The organism is Elioraea thermophila (ex Habib et al. 2022) (assembly GCF_003336755.1).
GTDB lineage: Bacteria > Pseudomonadota > Alphaproteobacteria > Acetobacterales > Acetobacteraceae > Elioraea > Elioraea thermophila.
This window is the reverse complement of the sequence record NZ_QMDI01000006.1, coordinates 320,598-345,706: the sequence shown is the minus strand read 5'-3', so window position 1 is coordinate 345,706 and position 25,109 is coordinate 320,598. Positions and strand designations below refer to the sequence as shown.

Annotated in this window: 24 protein-coding genes; 18 read left to right on the top strand and 6 right to left on the bottom strand. The window is 71.4% G+C overall.

Going from position 1 to position 25,109, the window contains the following annotated elements:
- The 3 genes from DWB05_RS11525 to rpsF are packed head-to-tail and all read right to left on the bottom strand — an operon-like array spanning window position 1 to window position 1,680.
- Complete coding sequence (locus DWB05_RS11525) at window positions 1–936, bottom strand: hypothetical protein (RefSeq protein ID WP_114377337.1); 936 nt, start codon at window positions 934–936, stop codon at window positions 1–3.
- A gap of 42 nt (window positions 937–978) precedes the next feature.
- Entirely contained in the window at window positions 979–1,257 is a 279-nt protein-coding gene (rpsR, locus tag DWB05_RS11520) for a 30S ribosomal protein S18 (protein ID WP_114377336.1), read from the bottom strand.
- Between the two features lie 3 nt (window positions 1,258–1,260).
- On the bottom strand, window positions 1,261–1,680 hold the full coding sequence (gene rpsF, locus DWB05_RS11515; protein ID WP_114377335.1) for a 30S ribosomal protein S6: 420 nt from the start codon (window positions 1,678–1,680) through the stop codon (window positions 1,261–1,263).
- 238 nt (window positions 1,681–1,918) lie between these two features.
- Between rpsF and fabD the strand changes: the two genes are divergently transcribed.
- The 10 genes from fabD (at window position 1,919) to DWB05_RS11465 (ending at window position 13,257) form a co-directional block, all read left to right on the top strand.
- Window positions 1,919–2,863 carry an ACP S-malonyltransferase gene (gene fabD, locus DWB05_RS11510; protein WP_114377334.1) on the top strand — a complete coding sequence of 315 codons (945 nt, stop codon included), beginning with the start codon at window positions 1,919–1,921 and terminating at the stop codon, window positions 2,861–2,863.
- Between the two features lie 13 nt (window positions 2,864–2,876).
- Window positions 2,877–3,614 carry a 3-oxoacyl-[acyl-carrier-protein] reductase gene (gene fabG / locus DWB05_RS11505; RefSeq protein WP_114377333.1) on the top strand — a complete coding sequence of 246 codons (738 nt, stop codon included), beginning with the start codon at window positions 2,877–2,879 and terminating at the stop codon, window positions 3,612–3,614.
- Window positions 3,615–3,789: 175 nt separating this feature from the next.
- The gene (locus DWB05_RS11500) at window positions 3,790–4,038 is read left to right on the top strand and encodes an acyl carrier protein (RefSeq protein WP_114377332.1); all 249 of its coding nucleotides are present in this window, start codon (window positions 3,790–3,792) and stop codon (window positions 4,036–4,038) included.
- Window positions 4,039–4,079: 41 nt separating this feature from the next.
- Window positions 4,080–5,342, top strand: coding sequence for a beta-ketoacyl-ACP synthase II (gene fabF / locus DWB05_RS11495; protein WP_114377331.1), 1,263 nt, complete (start codon window positions 4,080–4,082; stop codon window positions 5,340–5,342).
- Window positions 5,343–5,345: 3 nt separating this feature from the next.
- Window positions 5,346–6,389 carry an endolytic transglycosylase MltG gene (gene mltG, locus DWB05_RS11490; protein WP_114377330.1) on the top strand — a complete coding sequence of 348 codons (1,044 nt, stop codon included), beginning with the start codon at window positions 5,346–5,348 and terminating at the stop codon, window positions 6,387–6,389.
- A gap of 50 nt (window positions 6,390–6,439) precedes the next feature.
- Complete coding sequence (locus DWB05_RS11485; protein ID WP_114377329.1) at window positions 6,440–8,134, top strand: SLC13 family permease; 1,695 nt, start codon at window positions 6,440–6,442, stop codon at window positions 8,132–8,134.
- 242 nt (window positions 8,135–8,376) lie between these two features.
- Window positions 8,377–9,549 carry a pyridoxal-phosphate-dependent aminotransferase family protein gene (locus tag DWB05_RS11480; protein ID WP_114377328.1) on the top strand — a complete coding sequence of 391 codons (1,173 nt, stop codon included), beginning with the start codon at window positions 8,377–8,379 and terminating at the stop codon, window positions 9,547–9,549.
- 142 nt (window positions 9,550–9,691) lie between these two features.
- Window positions 9,692–10,555 (top strand): alpha/beta fold hydrolase, encoded by an 864-nt coding sequence (locus tag DWB05_RS11475; RefSeq protein ID WP_114377327.1) that lies wholly within the window; start codon window positions 9,692–9,694, stop codon window positions 10,553–10,555.
- A gap of 60 nt (window positions 10,556–10,615) precedes the next feature.
- Complete coding sequence (locus DWB05_RS11470) at window positions 10,616–12,181, top strand: ABC transporter substrate-binding protein (protein ID WP_232818517.1); 1,566 nt, start codon at window positions 10,616–10,618, stop codon at window positions 12,179–12,181.
- Between the two features lie 5 nt (window positions 12,182–12,186).
- Window positions 12,187–13,257: an amidohydrolase family protein gene (locus tag DWB05_RS11465; RefSeq protein WP_114377325.1), complete on the top strand. Its 1,071-nt coding sequence runs from the start codon at window positions 12,187–12,189 to the stop codon at window positions 13,255–13,257.
- 41 nt (window positions 13,258–13,298) lie between these two features.
- On the opposite strand, the gene DWB05_RS11460 is transcribed toward DWB05_RS11465, so the two are convergent.
- The gene (locus DWB05_RS11460) at window positions 13,299–13,679 is read right to left on the bottom strand and encodes a hypothetical protein (protein WP_114377324.1); all 381 of its coding nucleotides are present in this window, start codon (window positions 13,677–13,679) and stop codon (window positions 13,299–13,301) included.
- Between the two features lie 113 nt (window positions 13,680–13,792).
- Entirely contained in the window at window positions 13,793–14,203 is a 411-nt protein-coding gene (locus DWB05_RS11455) for a hypothetical protein (RefSeq protein WP_232818516.1), read from the bottom strand.
- A gap of 71 nt (window positions 14,204–14,274) precedes the next feature.
- Here DWB05_RS11455 and DWB05_RS11450 point away from each other — a divergent pair, with 71 nt between their 5' ends.
- Window positions 14,275–15,183 (top strand): EamA family transporter, encoded by a 909-nt coding sequence (locus tag DWB05_RS11450; RefSeq protein ID WP_114377322.1) that lies wholly within the window; start codon window positions 14,275–14,277, stop codon window positions 15,181–15,183.
- 4 nt (window positions 15,184–15,187) lie between these two features.
- On the opposite strand, the gene DWB05_RS11445 is transcribed toward DWB05_RS11450, so the two are convergent.
- Window positions 15,188–16,207 carry an enoyl-CoA hydratase/isomerase family protein gene (locus DWB05_RS11445; RefSeq protein WP_114377321.1) on the bottom strand — a complete coding sequence of 340 codons (1,020 nt, stop codon included), beginning with the start codon at window positions 16,205–16,207 and terminating at the stop codon, window positions 15,188–15,190.
- Window positions 16,208–16,406: 199 nt separating this feature from the next.
- Here DWB05_RS11445 and DWB05_RS11440 point away from each other — a divergent pair, with 199 nt between their 5' ends.
- From DWB05_RS11440 to DWB05_RS11410, 7 genes are all read left to right on the top strand, one after another.
- Window positions 16,407–18,884 carry a ribonucleoside-diphosphate reductase gene (locus tag DWB05_RS11440; RefSeq protein WP_114377320.1) on the top strand — a complete coding sequence of 826 codons (2,478 nt, stop codon included), beginning with the start codon at window positions 16,407–16,409 and terminating at the stop codon, window positions 18,882–18,884.
- Between the two features lie 81 nt (window positions 18,885–18,965).
- Window positions 18,966–20,099 carry an ABC transporter ATP-binding protein gene (locus DWB05_RS11435; RefSeq protein WP_114377319.1) on the top strand — a complete coding sequence of 378 codons (1,134 nt, stop codon included), beginning with the start codon at window positions 18,966–18,968 and terminating at the stop codon, window positions 20,097–20,099.
- A 92-nt stretch (window positions 20,100–20,191) separates the two neighbouring features.
- Window positions 20,192–21,229: an ABC transporter substrate-binding protein gene (locus DWB05_RS11430; protein WP_114377318.1), complete on the top strand. Its 1,038-nt coding sequence runs from the start codon at window positions 20,192–20,194 to the stop codon at window positions 21,227–21,229.
- Between the two features lie 24 nt (window positions 21,230–21,253).
- On the top strand, window positions 21,254–22,441 hold the full coding sequence (locus tag DWB05_RS11425) for an ABC transporter permease (protein ID WP_232818515.1): 1,188 nt from the start codon (window positions 21,254–21,256) through the stop codon (window positions 22,439–22,441).
- Window positions 22,438–23,241 carry an ABC transporter permease gene (locus DWB05_RS11420; protein WP_114377317.1) on the top strand — a complete coding sequence of 268 codons (804 nt, stop codon included), beginning with the start codon at window positions 22,438–22,440 and terminating at the stop codon, window positions 23,239–23,241. The genes DWB05_RS11425 and DWB05_RS11420 overlap by 4 nt, the downstream gene beginning before the upstream one ends.
- On the top strand, window positions 23,238–24,320 hold the full coding sequence (locus tag DWB05_RS11415; RefSeq protein WP_114377316.1) for an ABC transporter permease: 1,083 nt from the start codon (window positions 23,238–23,240) through the stop codon (window positions 24,318–24,320). Before DWB05_RS11420 ends, DWB05_RS11415 begins: the two co-directional genes overlap by 4 nt.
- Window positions 24,314–25,096, top strand: coding sequence for an ABC transporter ATP-binding protein (locus DWB05_RS11410; RefSeq protein WP_114377315.1), 783 nt, complete (start codon window positions 24,314–24,316; stop codon window positions 25,094–25,096). The genes DWB05_RS11415 and DWB05_RS11410 overlap by 7 nt, the downstream gene beginning before the upstream one ends.
- Window positions 25,097–25,109: the final 13 nt, after the last annotated feature.

The following is a 25,109-nucleotide window of genomic DNA, read 5'->3' as shown; positions in this document are numbered from 1 at the left end:
TCAGTCCTCCGTGGGCCTAAGCCCGGTTCCAGGCGGCGGCCTGCGGCCGCGCAGATTGAGGAAGTGCTCGGCGATGCCCAAAGCGGCGAGGGCGAGGGCAGCCGGAGCGAAGAACAGCACGAGCCCGACATAGACGCCGCCCAGCAGCACCGGGCGCGCCGGCCGGCCGCGGCTGATGACGTGCAGCACGGCGAGGCCCTGCAGCACGAGTGGTACCGCGAACATCATCGCCAGGCCGCGCACGGCGAACCCCGCCTCGCCCGGCACGAACAGCGAGGCGACCGCGGCGGCCAGCGCCAGCGGCCAATACCAGCCCGGCAACGCCGCCATCGACCACTGCGCGGGAAGCGCCGCCATCAGGCCGCGCGAGGCGACGAGACGCTGCGCGAGCGCGGCGTTCGTCGTCATCACCAGCGCGAACCACAGCGCGAAGGCGAGCGGCTTGAGGCGGACGAGCAGGGCGGCGAATTCGGCGACGTCGAGCTGGGGCGGCGGTCCCATCCGCTCGAGCGCCTGCACCACCGCCTGGCGCAGCACGCCCGAAAGCCCGCCCGGCTGGCCGGCGAGCGCGAACTCCGCCGCGAGCAGGAGCCCTGCGGGCCACAGCGCGAGCAGGGCGAACGGCCAAGCCAGCGCAAGCGGTGCGCCGGCCGAGCGCGGCAGGGCCGCCGACAGCATCAGGCTCACCGGCAGCGCGAACAGCAAGAGGAAGACGAGCGAGCCGGGAAGCCCACCGGACACCAGGGTCACCAGCACCCCGACCGCCGCCGCCTGCGCCGCCGCCGCCACCCCGAAGGCGAAGCCCGCGGCGAACAGGGGGACGGCCGAGAACCAGAACGCCACCGAACCGAGCGGCAGGCCGCGCAAGGCGGCCAGCACGGCGAGCGCGGAGACGAGCCCCGCGGCGAGAACCGCCGTCGTGCGCAGGTTCGGCACGCGCCACCCCGCCCGGCATTGCGCTCCGTCCGGGCCTCCCCCTCAGGTGTTGATGACGTAGGGCAGGAGAGCGAGGAAGCGCGCGCGCTTGATCGCGGTGGCGAGCTCGCGCTGCTTCTTCGCCGACACCGCGGTGATGCGCGACGGCACGATCTTGCCGCGCTCGCTGATGTAACGCGACAGGAGCTTGACGTCCTTGTAGTCGATCGCCGGCGCGTTCGGCCCGGAGAACGGGCAGGACTTGCGGCGGCGGTAGAACGGCCGGCGGGCGCCGACGGCGACCCGGCGGGAGGCGGGCAGGATCGTTTCGGTCTCGCTCATCGCTCACTCCATCGCTTCGGCGCGGGCGGCCCGTGGCGCGCGGGGCGCGCGCTCCGCCGCACGCGCGGGACGGTCGAGCCGCTCGGCGCGATCCTCGCGCGACGGCTTGGCGATCGCCGCCGAAGGCCCCTCGTCCAGCGCCTCGACCCGCACGGTGAGGAAGCGCAGCACGTCCTCGTTCAGCCGGAGCTGCCGTTCCATCTCGGCGACCGCCGGCCACGGCGCGTCGATGTTGAGCAGCATGTAGTGGCCCTTGCGGTTCTTTTTGATCTTGTAGGCCAGCGTGCGCAGGCCCCAGTACTCCCGCTTGCCGACCTTGCCGCCGCCTTGCGCGATGACTTCGGCCATCTGTTCGGCCAGCGCCTCGACCTGCTGCGGCGTGATGTCGCTGCGTGCGATGAACACGCACTCGTAGAACGGCATCCTTCTTCCCTCCGGCTTGTCTCAGTCCCGCCGCCGCGGGCCGATCCCGGGCGCACAATGGGACATAGCCGGCCGCGTGCCGCGCGGCCGGCAGGGAACACGGCGGGGCATATACGCATCGCGCCCCGGCTTGCAAGCGCGGCCTCGTCCTACCTGGGCCGCGGTTCCTTGACAGTCCGATGGCGCCCGCCTAGCAGCGCGGGCCCGACCGCCCCCCTGCTCAGGAGCCTTCCCGCCGATGCCCGTGCGCGCCTTCGTCTTTCCCGGTCAAGGGAGCCAGGCCGTCGGCATGGGCAAGGAGCTCGCCGCGGCCTTTCCGGTGGCGCGCGAAACCTTCGAGGAGGTGGACGAGGCGCTGAAGCAGAACCTGTCGCGCCTGATCTTCGAGGGGCCGGCGGAGGAGCTCACTCTCACCGCCAACGCGCAGCCGGCGCTGATGGCGGTGAGCCTCGCCGTGGTGCGGGTGCTCGCCCGCGAGGGCGGGCTTCGCGTGGCGGAGGGGTGCGCTCTGGTCGCCGGGCACTCGCTCGGCGAATACTCCGCGCTGGCCGCCGCCGACTCCTTCACCGTCACCGAGGCGGCGCGGCTTCTCAGGCTGCGCGGCGAGGCGATGCAGAAGGCCGTGCCGCCAGGGGAGGGGGCGATGGCCGCCCTGCTCGGCATCGAGGCCGACGAGGCGCGGGCGGTGTGCGCCGAGGCCGCTTCCGGCGAGGTGGTCGAGGTCGCCAACGACAACGGCGGCGGCCAGGTGGTGATCAGCGGCGCGGCGGCCGCGGTCGAGCGCGCCATCGCGGCGGCCAAGGCGCGCGGCGTGAAGCGGGCGATCCCGCTTGCCGTCTCCGCCCCCTTCCACTGCGCGCTGATGGCGCCGGCGGCGGAGGCGATGGCGAAGGCCCTCGCCGCCACACCACCGCGGCCCCCCGTCGTTCCGCTGGTGCCCAACGTGACCGCGACGCCGACGGACGATCCCGAAGAGATCCGCGACCTGCTGATCCGTCAGGTGACGGGAACCGTGCGCTGGCGGGAGAGTGTGGCGGCGATGAAGGAGGCAGGGGTGGATACGGTGGTCGAGCTCGGCGCGGGCAAGGTGCTCGCCGGGCTCGTCAAGCGCATCGACCCCGAGCTCACTGCCCTCTCCGTCGGCACCCCGGGCGAGATCGAGGCGTTCCTGAAGACGGTTTGAGGGGGGAGAGGGCATGTTCCGGCTGGACGGCAGGACGGCGCTGATCACCGGCGCCTCGGGCGGCATCGGCGGCGCCATCGCGCGCGCCTTCCACGCGCAAGGCGCGGTGGTCGGCCTCTCCGGCACGCGGCGCGAGGCGCTCGCGGCGCTGGCGGAAGAGCTCGGCGATCGTGCCCATGTGCTGCCCGCCGACCTCGCCGATCCGGCGGCGGCCGAAGCCCTCATCGCCGCCGCCGAGGGCGCGATGGGACGGCTCGACATCCTGGTCAACAACGCCGGGCTGACGCGCGACACCCTGGCGCTGCGGATGAAGGACGAGGACTGGGAGACGGTGCTCGCGGTCGATCTCTCCGCCCCGTTCCGTCTCTGCCGAGCGGCGCTGAAGGGCATGGTGAAGCGGCGGGCGGGCCGGATCATCTCCATCGGTTCCATCGTCGGTGCCACCGGCAATCCGGGCCAGGCGAACTACGCCGCGGCCAAGGCGGGGCTCGTCGGCATGAGCAAGGCGCTGGCGCAGGAGGTCGCCGCGCGGGGGATCACGGTGAACGTGATCGCGCCGGGCTTCATCGCCACCGCGATGACGGACGCGCTGAGCGAGGACCAGCGGGCGGCGCTCGCCGCGCGCATCCCGCTCGGTCGGCTCGGCCGGCCGGAGGACGTGGCGGCGGCGGCCGTCTATCTCGCCTCCGACGAGGCCGGCTGGATCACCGGCGCGGTGCTGCACGTCAACGGCGGGATGGCCATGCTGTGAGCGCAACGGAAGCGTCATCCCGCTGCTGGCCAAGCCCGGCGAAGGGTGCTATGCGCCCGCGGTTTCCGGGAGCACGGCCGGCGTCGGAGGGCTCTCGGGTCGGCCGCGGCCGCCCCGAGGGAGTCGAGCCAGCACATCCCAGGACGGACCACCCCGAGGAGCGAGCGACAGCGCAATGACCGATACGGCCGAAATCACGAAGCAGGTGAAGGAGATCGTCGTCGAGCATCTCGGCGTCGAGGAGTCGAAGGTGACGGAGAACGCCTCGTTCATCGACGATCTCGGCGCCGACAGCCTCGATACCGTCGAACTCGTCATGGCCTTCGAGGAGAAGTTCGGCATCGAGATCCCCGACGATGCGGCCGAGAAGATCACCACGGTGAAGGACGCGATCGACTACATCGTCAAGCAGAAGGCCGCCTGAGGCGGGCGGGCTTCCGCAACCGGAGTCGGGACGGAGGGCGGATGCGTCGCGTCGTCGTCACAGGGCTTGGCGCGGTCACCCCGCTCGGCATCGGCGCCGAGCAGGTCTGGAAGCGGCTGATCGCGGGCGAATCCGGCATCCGCGCCATCCAGAATTTCGATGTGACGGATCTGCCGGCGAAGATCGCTGGCCAGGTTCCGCAAGGCTCGAAGGCGGACGGCAAGCTCGACCTCAACGAGTGGATCCCGCCCAAGGACCAGCGGAAGATGGACCGCTTCATCCAGCTCGCCCTCGTCGCCGCCACCGAGGCGGTGGAGGATTCGGGCTGGATGCCCGAGGACGAGGAAGGCCGCTGCGCGACGGGGGTGATGATCGGCTCCGGCATCGGCGGCCTGCAGACCATCTTCGAGGGCTCGCAGCAGGTGCTGGAGGGCAAGATCAAGCGCCTCTCCCCCTTCTTCATCCCCTCCGCCCTGATCAACCTCGCCTCCGGCCACGTCTCGATCAAATACGGCTTCAAGGGGCCGAACCACGCCGTGGTCACCGCCTGCGCGACCGGCGTGCATGCGATCGGCGATGCGGCGCGGCTGATCCAGTTCGGCGATGCCGACGTCATGGTCGCCGGCGGTTCCGAGGCCGCCGTCTGCCCGCTCGGCATCGCGGGGTTCTGCGCCTCGCGCGCGCTCTCCACCAGCTTCAACGACGAACCGACGCGCGCCTCGCGGCCCTGGGACAAGGACCGCGACGGGTTCGTGATGGGCGAGGGGGCGGCGGTGGTCGTGCTCGAGGAGTACGAGCACGCGAAGCGCCGGGGCGCGAAGATCTACGCCGAGTTTGCGGGCTACGGTTTGTCGGGCGACGCCTACCACATCACCGCCCCGGCCGAGGGGCACGAGGGCGCGTTCCGCGCCATGAAGGCTGCCCTGCGCAACGGCCGCCTCAACCCCGAGGATGTCGACTACATCAACGCCCACGGCACCTCGACCCCCTTGGGCGACGATCTCGAACTGCAGGCGGTCGAGCGCCTGTTCGGCGATGCCGCGCGCAAGCTGGCGATGAGCTCGACGAAGTCGGCGATCGGCCATCTCCTGGGAGCGGCCGGCGCCATCGAGGCCGTGTTCTCCATCCTCGCCGTACGCGACAACGTCGCCCCGCCCACGCTCAATCTCGACGAGCCCTCGCAGCCGAGCGTGATCGACCGTGTGGCGCACGAGGCGCAGAGCCGCCGCATCGACGTCGCCCTCTCCAACAGTTTCGGCTTCGGCGGCACCAACGCCTCGATCCTGTTCCGCAAGGCGGCCTGAGCGATGGACGCGGCCCCGGCCGGGCGGGGCAGACGAGGGCTGCGCTGGCTGGCGGGGCTCGCGGTCGTGGCGGGACTCCTCGCCGGAGCGGGGTACGCCGGATGGCGCGCCGCCCTCGACCTCTACCGCTCGGCAGGACCGCTGGCCGAGGAGCGCGCCGTCGTCATCCCCCGCGGGGCCGGTCCGGGCGCCATCGCCGAGCGCCTGCGCGAGGCGGGCGTGCTCGACGACCTCCGCGCCGCGGCCTTCGTCCCGGCCGCCAGGCTGACGGAGGCGGCGGGGCCGCTCAGGGCCGGGGAATACGCCTTTCCGCCCCGGGTCTCGCTCGCCGGTGTGCTCGACATCCTGCGCACCGCGCCCACGGTGCAGCGCCGCCTGACCGTTCCCGAAGGACTGACGGTGGCGCAGATCCTCGCCCTTCTCGAGCGCGCCGAGGGGCTCACCGGAACCGTGAGCGAGGTTCCGCCCGAAGGGTCCCTGTTGCCGGAGACCTGGGCCTACTCCTGGGGCGACACGCGCGACTCGCTGATCCGCCGCATGCGGGCGGCGATGGACAGGGCGCTCGCCGAAGCCTGGGCGCAGAGGGCGGAAAACCTGCCGCTGTCCTCCCCCCGCGAGGCGCTGATCCTCGCCTCCATCATCGAGCGCGAGACCGCGGTGGCGGAGGAGCGCGCCAAGGTGGCGGGGGTGTTCGTCAACCGCCTCCGGCGGGGGATGCCACTGCAGTCGGACCCGACGGTGATCTACGCCGTCTCGGGGGGGCTCGGCGTGCTGGATCGGCCGCTGACGCGCGCCGATCTAGACGCCGACCATCCCCACAACACCTACCGCAACCGCGGCTTGCCGCCGACCCCGATCGCCGCGCCGGGGCGGGCGAGCCTGCTCGCCGCCGTTCGCCCGGCGGAGACCGACGCCCTCTACTTCGTGGCTGACGGGACGGGCGGCCACGTCTTTTCCCGCACGCTCGAGGAGCACAACCGGGCGGTGGCGCGCTGGCGGGCGATCGAGCGGGCGCGGCGCGGTGCGGCGGAGGCGCGTGAGCCCTGACCGCCGACCAGGTCCTGGCCCTGGCTGTGTTGGCCGCGGTTCTCGCCGCCATGGCCTCGGGCCGCATTCGTCCCGACCTCGCCGCGCTCACCGGGCTTCTGGCCTCGGTCGCGCTCGGGCTGGTGCCGAACGCGGTGGCCTTCGAAGGTTTCGGCAGCCCGGCCGTCGTGACCGTCGCCGCCGCCTTGGTACTTTCCCGCGCGGTGGAGGAGACGGGGCTCGTGCAGAGCCTCGCCGACCGTTTCCTGCCGGAAGGCAGCGGGCCGGCGCGGGTGGTGCTCGTCCTCGGCACGATCGGGGCAGTGGCCTCCGCCTTCATGAACAACGTGGCGGCGCTGGGCCTGCTCATCCCCGCCGCGGTGCGGGTGGCACGGCGCGAAGGCTTCGCCGCCGGAGCGGTGCTGATGCCCCTCTCCTTCGCCACCATGCTCGGGGGAGTGACGACGCTGATCGGCACGCCGCCCAACGTCATCGTCGCCCAGGCGCGGGCGGAGGCCACCGGCGAGGCCTTCGGCTTCTTCGCCTTCGCCGTCGCGGGCGCGCCCGTGGCCCTGGCGGGACTCGCATACCTCGCCCTCGTCGGCTGGCGGCTCGTGCCGACGCGGCAGGGCACGGACGAGGGGGAGCGCGACATCGCCCCCTATCTGGTCGAAGTCACGGTGGTCGCTGGCGGCAAGGCGGACGGGATGCGCGTGGCGCAGCTCGACGAGGCGCTCGCGGAGGCCGACGGCCAGGTGTTGGCCCTCGTCGACCCGGGCGGGCGGGTCATCGTGCCGCATGGCGGCCTCGTCCTGGCGGCGGGCGACCGGCTCCTGCTCGAGGCCGAGGCAGAGGCGCTGGGCCCGGGCCTCGCGACGCTCGGCCTCACGCTCGCCGAGAGGGCTGGGGACGGACCGGGGCTCGGCGTGGTGGAAGCGGTGGTGCCGCGCGACAGCCGTCTGGTCGGGCGCACGGTCGGTGGGCTTCGCCTGCGCGATTCCTTCGGCGTCAACCTGGTCGGCCTGTCCAGGCAGGGCGCGGCGAAGCGGCAGGCCCTGGCGCGGACCCCGATCGCTGCCGGCGACGTCCTGCTCCTGCAGGGTCGTGAGGAGGCGCTGGCCGCGCTTGCCGCGCAGTTCGGGTTGCTTCCGCTCGCCCCGCGCAGCCTCCCCCTGGCGGCGGAGCGCCGGCTTCGGGCGCTCGCGCCGCTCGTCCTCGCGGTCACTGTGACGGCCGCGGGGCTGGTCGCTGCGCCGGTCGCGCTCGCCGCCGCCGCGGCCGTCACGGTCGCGACCGGGGTGATCTCCGCCCGCCGCGCTTACGCTGCCATTGACTGGCAGGTGCTCGTCGTGCTCGGCGCGATGATGCCGGTGGCCGGCACCCTGGACGCGACGGGGGCGGCGGATCGCCTCCTCGGCCTCCTGTTCGCGGCGACCGGCCTGCCCACCGTGCCGGTGCTGATCGCGCTCCTCGTGCTGATCGCGATGACCGTGTCGGATGCGATGAACAACGCGGCCACCGCGGCGGTGATGGCGCCGCTCGCCATCGGTCTCGCGCGTGCGGCCGGCGTGAACCCGGACCCGTTCCTGCTCGCGGTCGCTCTCGGCTCCTCCTGCGCCTTCCTCACCCCGATCGGGCACCAGAACAACCTGCTCGTCATGGGGCCGGGGGGCTACCGGTTCGGGGATTACTGGCGGGTGGGGCTGCCGCTCGAGTGCCTAACCCTCGCGGTAGCCGTGCCGATCCTGGCCTCGTTCGCCACCTGACGGGCTTGGCCCGGCGCCTCCGACCGTGAGCATCCCCGCGGCCGCCGCCGCCGCGCCTTGCCGCTCTGGCGACTTTGCCGCTTTCGCGCGTTGCCCCGGCGTGCGTCGCGGCGCCCCCACCTCCGCTCGATCAGCGACGATAGCACAGCCGGTGTTGCGGCGGCAGCGCTTCGCCCGCCCTTGCGCCGGCGCGCGCTCTCGGCGAAGCCTGCCCCGACGACACGCCCCAACCGGAGTTCCCGATGCCACGCCCCGTCGGCCGTCCGTTCTTCGCCAACCCAGGGCCGACCAACATCCCCGACCCGATCCTGCGCGCGATCGACCGCCCGTCGCAGGACTTCATGGAGCCCGCCTTCGTCCGCCTCGTGCTCGACTGCCGGGCCCGGCTCCTCCCCCTCCTCGGCAGCACCACGGCCGAGGTGTTCTTCATGACCGCCTCCGGCCACGGCGCCTGGGAAGCCTCGTTGGTCAACCTGTTCAGCCCGGGCGACCGGCTCCTGATGCTTGAGTCCGGCTATTTCTCCGACTCCTGGACCGAGATGGCCCGCCGCTTTGGTCTCCAGGTCGAGACCGTCCCGGCCGATCGCCGCCGCGGTGTGGATCCCGATGCCGTCGCCGCCGCACTCCGCGCCGACACCGCGCACCGCATCAAGGCCGTCTGTGCGGTGCACAACGAGACCTCCACCGGGGTGGCCATCCCGCTCGGCGAGATCCGCGCCGCGATCGACTCCGCCCACCATCCGGCCCTGTTCCTCGCCGACACCATCTCCTCCCTGGTCTCTCTCCCCTTCCGCATGGACGACTGGCGGGTCGATCTCGTCGTCGGCGGGTCGCAGAAGGGGCTGATGCTGCCCACGGGCCTCGCGTTCTGCGCCGCAAGCCCCAAGGCGCTGGCTGCCCATCGCGAGGCCCGCCTGCCGCGCTTCTACATGGACTGGTCGATCATGCTGACGCGCCCGCACCGGTCCTTCGTCGGCACGATCCCGACCCAGATGTTCCACGGCCTCGCCGAATCCCTCGCCCTGATCGAGGCGGAGGGGCTCGAGGCCCTCTACGCCCGTCATGCCCGTCTCGGTGCGGCCGTGCGCGCCGCCGTCCGCGCCTGGGCGGCGAACGACGGCCCCACCCTCTACTGCGCCGACCCCGCGCGCCACTCGGACAGCGTGACCGCCGTGCTGATGCCCGAGGGGCATGATGCCGAGGCACTGCGCGCCCATGCCTTCACCCGCTACAACGTCTCCCTCGGCGGGGGGCTCGGCGCGCTCTCGGGGCGGGTGTTCCGTATCGGCCACATGGGCGATCTCAACGAGCCGATGATCCTCGGCACGCTTGCGGCGGTGGAGATGTCGTTGCGCGACCTCGGCGTGCCGCACGGCCGCGGCGGGGTGGCGGCGGCGATGGAGGCGCTCGCCTGAGCGGTACGAAGTCGACGATCCGCAATCAAATTGAAACGATCGGCGATTGAACCGGGCGCGGATCGGCTTTTTCTTCCCCCGCCTTATCCCGCTCGGCTAGCCTCGGGCCATCGATCTCCGTCCCGCGCTGGGAGCCCCGGTCATGTACGCCGCCATCCGCGACACCCGTCTCTATTTCGACGTCGAGGGGGCGGGCCTCGTTCCCGACGGCGCGGCGATGCACGAAAAACCCGTGCTGTTCCTCGTCCATGGCGGGCCGGGGTCGGATCATTCCGGCTACAAGCCGCTGTTCTCGGCCCTCGCGGACGCCGCCCAGCTCGTCTATTTCGACCATCGCGGCCAGGGCCGCTCCGCCCGCGACGGCGACCCCGCGCGCTGGACGCTCGATGAGAACGTCGCCGACATGGAGGCGCTGCGCCGTCATCTCGGCCTCGGCCCGATCGCCGTCGTCGGCACGAGCTACGGCGGGATGGTGGCGATGGCGCACGCCGCGCGCCACCCTGGCGCGGTCTCCCGTCTCGTTCTGGTCGCAACCGCCGCGCATGGGGGCTTCATCGCGCGCGCGCGAGAGATCCTCGCCGAACGCGGCACCGCGGAGCAGCAGGCCCTCGTCGCGCGCTGCTGGGATCAGGGCTTCCGCGACGACGAGGACGTGCGCCACTACCACCGCGTGATGGGGCCGCTCTACGCGACCCGCTTCGATGCGGCCGCCGCCGAACCGGCCCTGCAGCGCGTGGCCTATGCGCACGGGCCGCTGAACGCCGCCTTCGGCCCTGAGGGGTTCCTCCGGCGGTTCGATCTGCGCCCGGAACTGCCGCGCATCACCGCCCCCACGCTGGTGCTCGCCGGGGCGGAGGACTGGATCTGCCCGCCGGAATTCGCGCGCGAGATCGCCGCCCTCATCGCCGGCGCGCAGCTCGAGGTGTTCGAGGGAGCGGGGCACTCCCTGCGCACCGACGCGCCCGATCGGCTGCTTGCCGCCATCCGACGCTTCGTCCTCGGTTGACGCCGCCTGCCGCGCGGCTCCCGCTCACCGGCAGCGACACGGGGCGACGACGCGATGCGCATGCTGGCAGCGATCATGGTCGCGGCCGCGCTGGCGGCCGGGCCGGCGGCGGCGAAGAGTTTCGCTTGGGCCTTCAACGCCGACGTGCTGACGCTCGACCCGCACGCCTCCAACAACACCTTCACCAACGCCTTCCTCAACAACGTCTACGAGGGCCTTACCCGCCACAACGCGAAGCTCGAGATCGAGCCGGCTCTCGCCGAGCGTTGGGAAATCGTCTCGCCCACCGTCTGGCGCTTCCATCTCCGCCGCGACGTCGTCTTCCACGACGGCTCGCCGTTCGATGCCGACGACGGATTGTTCACCTGGGCGCGGCTGAACACGCCGGGCGCCCTCGTGCGCCGCACGATCGGGGCCGTGACCGAGGTGCGCAAGATCGACGCCTGCACGGTCGAGTTCGTCACCTCGCAGCCCTTCCCGGTGTTGCTCTTCGCCCTCACCCACTTCTTCGTCATGGACCGGGAATGGTCGGAACGGGTCGGTGCGACCACCGCCTCCGATCTCTCCGCCCAGCGCGAAAGCCCGGCCGCGCGCCAGGCCAACGGTATCGGGCCGTTCCGCCTGGTCGCGCGCGAACCCGACACGCGCACCGCGCTGGAGGCGAACCCGCGCTGGTGGGACCGTCCCCTGCACAACCTCACCACCGTCACCTTCCAGCCGATCCGCGCCGCCGCCACGCGCACCGCCGCCCTCCTCTCCGGCGCGATCGACGCCACGGTGGAAATCCCGCCGCAGGACATCCCGCGCATTGAGCAGAACCCGAACCTGCAGGTGGTGCAGGGGCCGGAGCTGCGCACGATCTATTTCGGCTTCGACCACTTCCGCGACGAGCTTCTCGACAGCGACGTCAAGGGGAAGAACCCGTTCAAGGATCGTCGCGTGCGCCAGGCCGTCTATCAGGCGATCGATGTCGAGGCGATCAGGCGCAGCGTGATGCGCGGCCAGTCCTGGCCCGCCGGCATGATGGCCTCGCCCCTCCTCAACGGGGCGCCGGCCGACCTCAACGCGCGCCTCTATCCCTTCGACCCCGAAGCGTCGCGCCGCCTGCTCGCCGAGGCGGGCTATCCCGAGGGCTTCTCCGTCGGCCTCTCCTGCCCGAACGACCGCTACGTCTATGACGAGCGCATCTGCCTTGCCGTCATCGGCATGCTCGGGCGAGTCGGCATCCGCGTGCAGCCGCAGATCGAGCCGCTCAACGTCTGGTCGCGCCGGGTGAATACGCACGACGTCTCGATGTTCATGCTCGGCCACGCCGGGCTGCCGCTGATCGACGCCTGGTACGTCCTCTCCGAGGTGATCAAGACCAAGACCGCCGCCACCACGGGTAGGCTGAATTCGGGTCGCTACTCCAACCCCCGCATCGACGAACTCACCCAAGCCGCGAGCCGCGAGACCGACGAGGCGAAGCGTCGGGCGCTGATGCGCGAGGCCTTCGCGCTCGAACGCGAGGACATCGCGCACGTGCCGCTGCATCAGCAGCCGATCGTCTGGGCCTCGCGGCGGGGGATCGAGCTCGCCCAGGCGCCGGACAACCGGCTGAGACTGCGGCTCGTGCGCATGCCCTGAGTGCGATGGGGACCGAGCGCGCCACGCTCCTCGTCACCGGCGGCACGGTGGTGACCATGGATGCCGACCGCCGGGTGATCCCGGACGGGGCGGTCGCCATCGCGGGTGAACGCATCCTCGCCGTCGGCCCCACGCGACCGCCGCACCCCTGGCGCTACCTCGACTGGCGCGAGGGCAGGGCGGAGGAGAAGCTCGTCCCCTTCGAACAGCAGTTCGACACGATGGCGGAGCTGATCACGCGCTGGCACGGCGGGGCGGAGGGCAGGATCCGCCTCGCCACCGTGATGCCCGTGCACCGCGGCGAGACCGACGACCCCGACACGATCGCCGAGATCGCGCGCCAGGCGCGGCTCGTGCGCGAACTCGGCCGCCGCCACGGCTGCCTCTTCCATCAGGACGGGCACTGTTCGGGTTCGATCGCCGAGGCCGAGGCGCGCTTCGATCTGTGCGGCCCCGACGCCTTCTTCAGCCACTGCACCGACCTTACGGACGCCGACATCGACACGCTGGTGCGCACCGGCACCTCGGTGGTGCACAACCCGACCGCGATCGCGCAGGTGCGCGGGCACTGCCCGGTGCCGCGGCTGATCGAGGCCGGGGTGACGGTGATGATCGGCTCCGACGGCACCGCGCCCGACCGCGGCACCGACATGTTCCGCCACATGGTGATGTGCGCGCGCATCCATCAGCGCGCGGCGCGCGACGAGCGGCTGATGCCGCCCGGCAAGCTCCTGGAGATGATCACCATCGACGCCGCGCGCGGCCTCGGCCTCGAGGCGGAACTCGGCAGCCTCGAGCCGGGCAAGAGGGCGGACGTGATCACGGTCGATCTTGCCACCCCGCATGCCTGGCCGCCGAACATGCCGATCCATCGCCTGGTGTGGTTCGCGCAAGGATCCGACGTGCGCGACGTGGTCGTGGACGGACGGGTGCTGATGCGCGGGCGGGTCGTTCCGCATCTCGATCAGGCGGCGATCCTGGCCGAGGCGGCGGCCGAGACGGAGGCGATGCTGGCGCGGTCCGGCCTCGCTCACCTCATCGCGGGCGACCCGGGCTGGGGGCGGGTGCGGCTCTGACGACGCTGAGGGCTCCGGCCGAACTTCGGCCCGGGCGAGGGTCAGAAGACGATCATCCGCAGGAAAAGCTCCAACGGGATCGCACCGAGCGAGGCCGGAACGACGAACAGGTAGCCCATCGCCGCAGGCCCCATCGCTTCATAGGACTTCGGCACCAGCAGGCTGAACAGTCCCCAGGCGCCGGCGGTCAGCAGGCAGCCGGAAAAGAAGGTGAGCAGGGCGGCCAGCCGGACGTCATATGCGTCGGCGATCAACAGGGAGCAGCCGATGGCGCCGAGGCTGAGGATCGGGAAAGTGCCGAGGATGACCGCGCTCGTGGGGTCCGGACCGTCGCGGAACAGCGGTCGCACACCGACAAGCGAGACTGCGGCAAGCCCGAGAGCCACGAGGTTGAGCAGGACAAAGTTTGCGAAATCGTCCATCGCGCGGCGGTCGGGGAGCGTCGTCCAGGTGCACCGTGGCAAGGGAGTTGGCTGCCGCGCAAGCGCGACGGGCGGGATCAGCGACCGTACGCCCCCGTTTCGACGGTCGCCGGCTACAGGGGTGACAACACGAGACGGATGATGAGCCCGAGGGGTACCGCGCCGATCGAGGCGACGATCACCCAAAGATACGCCATCGCCCCCGGCCCGACCGCCTCATAGGCCTTCGGCACGAGCAGCGTGAACAGAGCACCGGCACCGGCGATCAGCACCCACCCCGAAGCAAGGGAGAGCACCACGGCAAGCCAAGCGCGATGGGCGAAGGCGATCAACAGCGAACAGGCGAGGGCGGCGAGGGCGAGGACCGGCAGGGTGCCGAGCACGACCGGGCTTGAGGCGTCCCGCCCGTCTCCGTGCAACAGCCGCACGCCAGCGAGCCACACCGCGGCCAGAGCGAGCGCGACGAGGTTGAGCAGGGCGAAACGGGCGAGGTCGTCCATCGAGTGTTTGGCACGCAGGGGCATCTACGGCACGGTGACAGGGAAGGGGGTCGTCGTGCAATCGCGGCGCGAGGGGGGTGTGGTGGACGACCGCGATGGGTGACGTCTGGATCGGCTTCACCGTCGCCGCCGCGTTGTTCCAGGCTTGGCGGACCGCGCTGCAGCAGGCGCTGCGCGGCACGCTTTCTGCGGACGGGGCGGCCTTCGTGCGCTTCCTCTATGGCGCCCCCGTCGCCGCCCTCCTGCTCGCCGGCTGGAGTGCGGTGACCGGGCGCGCACCTGCCCCGCTGCAGGGGACGTTCCTCGCCTTCGCCGCCGCCGGCGGGGTGGCGCAGCTCCTCGCCACCTCGGCGCTGATGCGTGCCTTCGCCGCGCGCGGCTACGCGGTGGGTACGGCCTACGCCAAGACGGAAGCCGTGCAGGGCGCGCTCCTGGCGTGGCTGCTGCTCGGCGAGACCGTGTCGGCGGTCGCCGCGGGCGGCGTTGCGCTCAGCCTGTTCGGCGTTCTGGTGCTGTCCTCTCCCGGCGGGGCCGGCTCGCTCTCGTCGCTGCTGCGCCAGGCCGGACAGCCCGCCGCCCTCTGGGGGCTTGCCGCCGGCGGGGGCTTCGCGGTCGCCGCCGTGCTGTTCAAGGCGGCCACCCTGTCGCTCGGCGGCGTCGACCGGATTCTCGACGCCCTTGCGACGCTTGCCGTCGCCACGGTCCTGCAGAGCGGATTGATGGGGGCTTGGCTCGCGCGTGCCGAGCCCGCTCAGCTTCGCCTCGCGATCGCTGCCTGGCGGCGGGCTGTACCGGTGGGTTTGCTGTCGGCCTTCGGTTCCGCCTGCTGGTTCTCGGCCTTCGCACTCGGCCCCGTCGCCCTCGTGCGCGCGCTCGGCCAGGTGGAGATGCTGTTCACGCTGGCTTTCGGACGGCTTTACCTGCGCGAACGCATCACGGGCGCGGGGACCGTCGGCTTCGCCCTGGTCGTTGCCGGCGTGGTGCTGGTGGTGGTCGGTCGCTGAGGCGTCAGTCGAACATGGCGAGGATGGCGGCGGGATCGACCTCCGCCACCGTGGCTGGGCGCCATTTCGGGTCGCGCGTCTTGTCCACCACCTGCGCGCGCACGCCTTCGGCGAAATCGGGATGCACGATCACCTTGCGGGTGAGCCTCAGTTCCATCGCGAGACAGTCGGCGAGCGACATGGTCGCGCCACGGCGCAACAGTTCCGCCGTCACGCACAGGCTGGTCGGCGACATGCGCGCGAGTGTGTCGAGCTGCGCCTTCGCCCAAGCATCGCCGCGCGCCTCGAGCCGGGCGAGGATCTCCGGTACGGTGTCGGGCGCGAAACAGTCGTCGATCGCCGCGCGCGCCTGGGCAAGCAGCGACTCGGGTGGGCGGTGCGCGTGCGCCTCGAGGGCCGCGAGGCCGGAGCGGGCGAGCCCGGCTTTCAGCGATTCGAGGGCGGCGCGCGGCACGTGGTGCGTGGCGAGCCGGGCGTAGATCGCATCGCCCGGCGAGATGCGCGCCCCGGTGAGCGCGAGATAGAGCCCGAGCCGCCCCGGCAGGCGCGGCAGGAAATAGGAGGCACCGATGTCCGGGAAGAGCGCGATCGCCGTCTCCGGCATCGCCATCACCGCATGCTCCGTCACCACCCGATGCGAGCCGTGGATGGAGAGCCCCATGCCGCCACCCATCGAAATGCCGTCGATCAGCGCGACATAGGGCTTCGGATACTCGGCGATCATCCGATTCAGGCGATATTCCGAGGCGAAGAAGGCCTCCGCCGCATCGAGCTCGCCCGCGAGCACGAAGGCGCGGATCGCGCGCACGTCGCCACCGGCGCAGAACGCGCGCCCGCCCGCGCCCTCGATGGTGACGAGGCGCACGGCAGGATCCTCGCGCCAAGCCTCCAGCGCCTCGGTCAGCAGCCGGATCATGTCGAGGTCGAGCGCGTTCAACGCCTTCGGCCGGTTGAGCACGAGGCGCCCCACCCCGTTCGCGACCTCGGCCAGCACGGTCGGTTCGGCAAGTGCGGCGTCGCTCATCGCTCTCTCCCCTTCGGTGTCGCTGGTCGGCCTAGCAACGCCGGGCAGGGTCGGCAATGTCCGGGCGGGACGGACGGGGACCCACCACATGTGGTGGCCCTGCCACACCAAACCCCAAGATGCAGAGCGACCCTCTGGCGGATGACGCGGCTGCCCTGCTATCGTTCCCGGCTGTGACCCGAGCCGCCGAGGCAGTCCGATGACCGTGATGCCGATCCCTCCCGTCTCGAATGCCCAGCCTCTGCTGCCATGGGGCGAGACGCCTGCGCGCACCTACGCGCCGGGCATGGGCCAAGCGGTGGCGGATCGCACCATCAACCGCTGCATCGTGCGCCGCTTCGCCGCCCCGCGCCGCGTTCCCTTCGACCTGCCGCGCGACGATTCGACCGCCCTCGAGCAGCAGCTCGCCGCCTGGGCGCGACGCGAGGGCTGGGCCTACGAGGGCGTCTTCCACGTCGATCACGGCGACGAGACGCGCGTCTATGGCTGGATCGAGGCGGTGGGGCGGATCGAGACCGAGTCCTGGGCGGACGTCGCCGAACGCGTCGCCCTCGGCAATGCCCTGCTCGAACCGAGGCCGGAGTGGCGCGAGGCCGAGCGCACCACGCTGCGCCACCACCTGCGCCAGGCGAGCGTGCTGCTGTCGGGGCGGCACCTGCAGCACGGCGATGCTTCGCAGCCGTCGCGCAACATGGAGGTCTTCACCAACTGCTCGACGGCGGCGACCTCCTTCCTGCTCTACCTGTTGCTGCTCAACGGCTCCGGGGTGGGCCGCGCCTACGACGACGCGATGATGGCCGTCGATTGGGCACGCGACATGCCGATCGTGGTGCCCGTGATCGACTGGAGCCATCCGGACGTGCAGTCGGGCCTGATCGGCGGCTTCCTCACCCGCCGCGATGCCGAACACCTCTACGCCGCGCACGGGCGCATCCTCGTGCATGAGGTGGCGGATTCGCGCGAGGGCTGGGCGAAGGCGGTGGAGGTGATCGAACGCCTCGCCTTCGAAGGCCGGCGCGACGACGTCGTGCTGATCGACTTCTCGCGCGTCCGTCCCAAGGGCGCGCCGATCATGGGCATGCAGGGACGCCCCGCCTCGGGGCCCGGCCCCTTCATGCAGGCGCTGGCGCGTGTGGCCATGGTGCGCGGGTCGGGCATGGAGCCTTGGCGCGCCGCGCTGTTCGTCGACCACTACCTCGCCGAGTGCGTGCTGGTGGGGGGCGCGCGGCGGTCGGCTCGGATGAGCACCAAGACCTGGCGGGATCGTTCCGTGCTCGGCTTCATTTCGGTCAAGCGCGGCGGCTTCCTGTGGTCCTCGAACAACTCGATCACGGTGGATGCCGAGTTCTGGAACCACGTGCGCCGGCCCGAACCCGACCCCGCTTGGGATGCGGCGACGAAAGCGGACTGGGAACACGCGCACGCCGTGTTCGAGGCCGCCGTGCGCGCCGCCTACGAGGACCGGACCGGAGAACCGGGCTTCATCAACCAGGACAAGCTCGTCGCCAACGACGCAGGCCTCGAGGCCTACGAGGCCGGCAAGCTCTTCGTCGGCAGCGCGAAGTATCAGCCCGATGCCGAGTCCCACCCCCTGCTCGCCGACCTCGTGCGTCGCGCCCGCGCCTCGCGCTACACGCAGATCACCAACCCTTGCGGCGAGATCAGCCTGTTCATGCTCGGGGGCTATTGCGTCATCGGCGACGTGGTGCCCTACCACGCGGCCGACGACGACGACGCCGAGGCGGCCTTCCGCGCCTGCGCGCGCGCGCTGATTCGCGTCAACCGCATGGACTGCCTGTATCGGCCGGAAACCGAGCGCACCAACCGCATCGGGGTCGGCATCACCGGCCTGCATGAGTGGGCGCTGAAGCGCTTCGGCTTCGGCTTCCGCGACCTGATCGACGAGGAGAAGTCGAAGCCGTTCTGGATGCTGCTCGCGCGCTTCAAGCGCGCGGTGCGCGACGAGGCCCGGCGCTACGCCACCGCCCTCGGCATGACCGTGCCGCACACCGACACCACCATCAAGCCAGCCGGCACCACGAGCAAGCTGTTCGGCCTCACTGAAGGCGCGCACCTGCCGTCGATGCGCGAGTACCTGCGCTGGGTGCAGTTCCGCAACGACGACCCTCTGGTGCGCGAATACCGCGCCAAGGGTTATCCGGTGAAGAAGCTCGTCACCTATCGCGGCACGACCGTGGTCGGCTTTCCCACCAAGCCGGAGATCGTGCGTCTCGCCGACGAGCTCGGCCTCACCGACAAGATCGTCACCGCCGGCGAAGCCACACCCGAGGAGCAGTACCGTTACCTGCAGCTGCTCGAGAAATACTGGATCCGCGGCGTTGACGAACAGGGACGCCCGCTCGAGCCCGACACCGGCAACCAAGTCTCCTACACGCTGAAATACGACCCGAAGCAGGTGTCGTTCGAGGCGTTCCGGGCGGCGGTGCTCGCCCTGCAGCCCACCGTGCGCGCCTGCTCCGTGATGCCGCAGGCCGACACCACCGCCTACGAGTACCAGCCGGAAGAGCCGGTGACCAAGGCGCAGTACGAGATGATCGCCGCCGCGATCGCCGCCGCCTCGGCCCCCGAGGCGGTCGGCATCGAGCACGTCGCCTGCGACGGCGGCGCCTGCCCGATCGACTTCGGCACCAACGAAGCAAGCCAGAAGGCGGCCTGAGCCGGGCCGGCGCGGAGGAAGGGCGAGAGCGGGCACGCGGGTTGCGGCCCGGCACTCCTCCTGGCAGGGTCGGCGCCTGCCATGACCGACCCGCTCGTCCGTTTCGATCGCGTCGCGAAATCCTACGACCGCGCCACCCTCGTCATCCCCGATCTCAGCTTCGAGGTCGGGCGGGGCGAGTTCCTCACCCTCCTCGGGCCGTCCGGGTCGGGCAAGACCACCACGCTGATGATGCTCGCCGGGTTCGAGGCGCCGGATCGCGGGCGCATCCTGCTCGAGGGGCGCGACATCGTCGGCGTGCCGGCGCACAGGCGCAACATCGGGGTGGTGTTCCAGTCCTACGCTCTCTTTCCCCATCTCACCGTGGCGCAGAACGTGGCCTTCCCGCTCTCCGTCCGCGGCCGGCCGCGCGCCGAGATCGCCGAGCGCGTGGCGCGCGCGCTCGCCATGGTCAGGCTCGAGGGCCTCGGCGATCGCCGGCCGAGCCAGTTGTCGGGCGGGCAGCAGCAGCGCGTCGCGCTCGCCCGCGCGCTCGTGTTCGAGCCGAAACTCGTGCTGATGGACGAACCCTTGGGCGCTCTCGACAAGCAGCTCCGCGCCGAACTGCAGGCCGAGATCCGCCGCCTGCATCGCGAGCTCGGTGTGACCATCGTCTACGTCACGCACGACCAGGAGGAGGCGCTCGCCCTCTCCGACCGCATCGCCGTTTTCAACGAAGGCCGCATCCGCCAGATCGGGCCGCCGCAGGCGTTGTACGACCACCCGCGCGACCCCTTCGTCGCGGGCTTCATCGGCGAGAACAATCGGCTCGAGGGCGAGGTGGTCGGCCGCGACGAGGACGGCCAGCTCGCCGTGCGCCTCGGCGGTGGCGCGGTGGTGCGGGCGGAGCCGGTCGACGTGGCGCCCGCGACGCGGCGCGTGCTCCTCTCCGTCCGCCCGGAGCGGATCGCGCTCGCCCACGCCGAAGCCGAGGATCTCGGCGCGGACGCGCTGGCCGCGACCGTCGTCGAGACCGTGTTCCTGGGCGATCACGTGCGCGTCCGCGTCCGCCTCGCCGACGGCGGCCTCGTCACCGTCAAGCGCCCGGCCTACGCGCTCGACGCCCGGCTGAAGCCCGGCGCGCGCGTCGCCCTCGCCTGGTCGGCGGAGCACGCGATCGCCTTCGCGGCCGACGGGACGGAAGCCGCCCGCTCGCCACTCGCCGGTCACGTCTGAGCGGTGGACCGAGCCGCCGGCGGTTCCGATCGCGCGATTTCGGGGCTAGCCTCGGCCAGCCGGGACAGAGGCCGAACAACGGGAGCACCACCATGCGACGAACCCTTGCCCTCGCCGTCGCCGCCGCGATCGCCACCGCGGTCGCAGAGCCCGCGACGGCGCGCGACCTCACCATCGTCTCCTGGGGCGGCGCCTACCAGGACGCGCAGCGTCAGGTCTATTTCCAGCCCTTCACCCAGGCGACGGGGATCCGCATCGTCGAGGACACCTGGGACGGCGGCATCGGCGTGCTGCGCACCCGCGCCCAGGCCGGCAACCAGACCTGGGACCTCGTGCAGGTGGAGAGCGAGGAGTTGCTGCTCGGCTGCGATGAGGGCCTGTTCGAGAAGATCGACTGGGCGCGCATCGGCGGCAAGGACCACTATATTCCGCAGGCCGTGCACGAGTGCGGGGTCGGCGCGATCCTGTACAACGTCGTCCTTGCCTGGGACCGCAACCGGTTGCAGGCGACGCCGACCTGGGCCGACTTCTTCGACGTGCAGCGCATCCCCGGCAAGCGCGGCCTGCGCCGCGGCGTGAAGCTCACGCTCGAGATCGCGCTGCTCGCCGACGGCGTGCCGCGCGATCAGGTTTATGCCTTGCTGCGCACCGAAGCGGGGGTGGAGCGCGCCTTCCGCAAGCTCGACACCATCAAGCCGCACATCGTGTGGTGGCAGGCCGGTGCGCAGCCGCCGCAGATGCTGGGCGCGGGCGAGGTGGTGATGACCAGTGCCTACAACGGCCGCATCACCAACGCGAACCGCACGGAGGGCCGCAATTTCGGCATCCAGTGGCGCGACTCGCTGTTCACCATCGACTCCTGGGTGATCATGAAGGGCTCGCCCAATCGCGACGCCGCCTACCGTTTCCTCGATTTCGCCAAGGATCCGCGCCGGCAGGCCTCCTTGCTTCCGCTCATTCCCTACGGCGGGACGGCGCGCGGCGCGAACGAGGGACTGTCGGCGGACCTGCTCGCCGTGAGCCCCTCCAACCCCGACAACCTGAACGTGTCGCTGATGATCGACGACGCGTTCTGGATGGACCATCTCGATCGCCTGTCGCAACGGTTCAACGCTTGGCTCGCGCGTTGATCGTCTGACGGCGAGGGGCGGGCGGTGGTGGGGCGCGCGCGGGTGCGGCTCGAGGCCGCGCTCCTGCTCGCCCCCCTCCTGCTGTTCATCGCGCTGACCTTCGCCGCCCCGATCGCGGCGATGCTCTGGCGCGGGGTGAGTGACGCGGAGGTTCGTCAAGCCTTCCCGCGCACCCTGACCGCGCTCGCCGACTGGGACGGGCGGAACCTGCCGGGGGACGAGGCCTTCGCCGCCCTGGCCGAGGACCTGCTCGCCGCCCGCGCCGCCGGCACGCTGAACGCCGCCGCCGGGCGGCTGAACAGCGACACGCCCGGCCTGCGCACGGTCGTCTTCGCCACCGCGCGGCGGCTTGCGCGCGGGGTGGAAGGTTCTCCGCGCGCCGCGATCCTCACCGCCGACCCGGCCTGGGGCGAGGTCGAGACCTGGGGCGCCTTCCGCCGCGCGGGCGCCACACCGACCGACACGCATCTTCTCGCCGCGCTCGACCTCCGCCGCTCCGCAGACGGAACGATCATCGCCGTGCCGGAGGAGCAGCGGCTGTTCCGCGCGGTCGCGCTGCGCACGGTGTGGATCGGGCTGCTCGTCACCCTCCTCTGCCTCTTGCTCGGCTATCCGCTCGCCGCCGCCCTCGTCTTCGCGCCGCGCCGCCTGTTCGGGCTTTTGCTGTTCGCCGTCCTGCTGCCGTTCTGGACCTCGCTCATCGTGCGCACGGCGGCCTGGATGGTCCTGCTCGCCCGCGAAGGGGTCATCAACCAGGCCTTCCTCGCCGTGGGGCTCGTCGTCGAGCCGGTGCAGATGCTGTTCACCCGCACGGCGGTGCTCATCGCCATGGTGCACATCCTGCTGCCCTTCATGGTGCTGCCGCTCTACGCGGTGATGCGCCAGATCCCGCGCGCGCAGCTGCGGGCGGCGGCGAGCCTTGGTGCAGGGCCCGTCGCGCAGGTCGTGCGCGTGTGGCTGCCGCAGACCCTGCCAGGGGTGGGTGCCGGGGCGCTGATGGTGTTCATCCAGGCGATCGGCTTCTACGTCACCCCGGCCCTGATCGGCGGCGGGGCTGACCAGATGCTGCCCTATTTCATCGGCTTCTACGCCACGCAGACGGTGAACTGGGGGCTTGCCGCCGCCCTCTCCATCCTGCTGCTCGTCGGCACGCTCCTCATCCTGGCCCTGTTCGGCCGCTTCCTCGGCCTCGCGCAATTCCGCGCCGCATGAGTGCGATCGGTCGTCTGCTTTGGGTGGTGCTGGCGGCGGCGACGGCGCTGTTCCTCATCGCGCCGCTGCTCGTCGTCGTTCCGCTCTCGTTCTCCTCCGATTCCTTTCTCGAGTTCCCCCCGCCCGGCTTGTCGCTGCGCTGGTACGAGGCACTGTGGCAGAGCCCATTCTGGCGCCAAGCGGGGCTGAACACGCTGATCATCGGCGCGGCCGCGACCGCGATCGCCTCCGTCCTCGGCACTCTCGCCGCCATCGGGCTCTGGCTCGCCCCGCTGCCGGGCCGGCGCGCGATCTTCGCCCTGATCCTGTCGCCGATGATCGTGCCGGTGATCATCACCGCGGTCGCGCTCACCTTCGCCTTCGCGCCGCTGGGTCTGGCGGCGAGCCATTGGGGCTTGATCCTCGCGCACGCCGCCCTCGGCGCGCCCTTCGTCGTGGTCACCGTGCTCGCCACGCTGAGCGGCTTCGACCGCACGCTGTTGCGCGCCGCTGCCGCCTGCGGGGCCGGGCCGGTCACCGCCTTCCGGCGCGTGATGCTGCCCTTGATCCTGCCCGGCGTCGTTTCGGGGGCGGTGTTCGCCTTCGCCACCTCGCTCGACGAGACCGTGGTGGTGCTGTTCCTCGGCGGGCCGGAACAGCGCACCCTGCCGCGCCAGATGTTCGCCGGGCTGAAGGACACGATCGAGCTCACCATCCTCGCCGCGGCGACGGTGCTGATCGCGGCCTCGACGGTGCTGCTCGTCGCCGCACGGCTGCTCGCCGCTCGTTCGGCCCGATTGGCGGGTGGTGCGGCGCGATGAGCGGGGCGGCCTCGCCGGCGATCGCTCTGCCCGAACGACTGGATGCCGCGAGCGTGCCGACGTTGTGGTCTCAGCTCCTTGCCCGCGCCCGGCCGGGCGCCGAGGTGACGCTCGATCTTTCCGCCACCCGCACGATCGACACCGCCGGGGTGGCGCTGATCCTCGCCCTGGAGGAGCGCACGGGGCGCGAGGTTCGTCTCGAGGGGGCGGCGGAGGACATCCGTCGCCTGGTCGAACGCGGGCGCAGGGTTGCCGGGCAGCGGTCCCCAGCGGCGCCGAAGCCGCCCGAGAGCCTTCCCGTCGCGGTGGGGGTGGCCGCGGTGGCGCGCGTCGGGCGCTGGGGTGACGGGCTCGCCTTCCTCGGCCGCATCGCCGCCGCTGTTGCGTCCACGATCCTCCGACCGGGCACGCTTCGCCTGCGCGAGACCGTGCGCCAAGCAGAGGAGATCGGCAACCGCGCGCTGCCGCTCGTCGCCCTGATCGGCTTCCTGTTCGGGCTGATCCTGTCTTTCCAGTCCGCGCTGCCGATGCGTCAGTTCGGTGCCGAGATTTATGTGGCGAGCCTGGTTTCCGTTTCGCTGTTCCGCGAACTCGGCCCTCTTCTCGCCTCCGTCATTCTCGCCGCGCGCTCGGGCTCGGCCTTCGCCGCCGAGATCGGCACGATGAAGGTCAACGAGGAGATCGATGCGCTGACCGTGATGGGGCTCGATCCGTTCCGCTTCCTGGTCGTTCCGCGGCTGATCGCGGCGGTTGCGATGGTGCCGGTGCTGATCGTGGCGATGAACCTCACCGCGCTGGCCGGCATGGTGACGGTGATGACCTCGCTCGGCTTTCCCTTCGCCGTCCTCTCCACGCAGGTGGTGACCTGGAGCACGCCGGCGGATGTGTTCGGCGGGCTCGTCAAGGGGATGGTGTTCGGCGCCGTGGTGGCGGGCATTGGCTGTGCGCGCGGCATGGCGACGGGGGTGGGGCCGCGCGCGGTGGGCGAGAGTGCGACCGCGGCGGTGGTCGGTGGCATCATCGCCATCATCCTGCTCGATGGCGGCTTCGCGGTGTTCTTCTACATGATGGGATGGTGAACGAGCCGTCTTCCTCCGCCGCGCCCGATCTCGCCGCCGAAGTGCGCGGGGTGGCGATGCGGTTCGGCACCAACACGGTGTTCGAGAACGTGAGTTTCGACGTCCGCCGCGGCGAGGTGTTCGTTATCCTCGGCGGCTCGGGCTGCGGCAAATCCACGCTTCTCAAGCTGATGATCGGGCTCAGACGCCCTACCGCGGGGCGGATCCTGATCCTCGGCGAGGACATTCACGCGCTTTCGGGCGAGGCACGACGGCGCCTGTTGCGCCGCTTCGGCGTGATGTTCCAGCAAGGCGCGCTGTTCGGGTCGATGAGCGTGCTGGAGAACGTCATGTTGCCGCTCGCCACCTTCACCCGGCTGCCGCGGGAGGCGATCGAGCGCATCGCGCGGATCAAGCTCGCCCAGGTCGGCTTGGCCGATGCCGCGGAACGGATGCCGGCCCAACTTTCGGGCGGCATGATCAAGCGGGCGGCGATCGCGCGGGCGATGGCGCTCGACCCCCCGCTCGTCTTCCTCGACGAGCCCTCGGCGGGGCTCGACCCGATCACCTCTGCCGGGCTCGACTCCCTGATCGTGTCGCTCGCGCGGGATCTCGGCACCACCTTCGTCGTCGTCACCCATGAACTCGACTCGATCATGACCATTGCGGACCGCGTCATCATGCTCGACAAGCAGGCGAGAGGGATGATCGCGGAGGGCGATCCGCGGCGGCTGAAGGTGGAGAGCACGGATCCCGTCGTGCGCGCCTTCTTCAACCGCACGGATCTCGCGGCCTAGGCGGCGAGAGGAC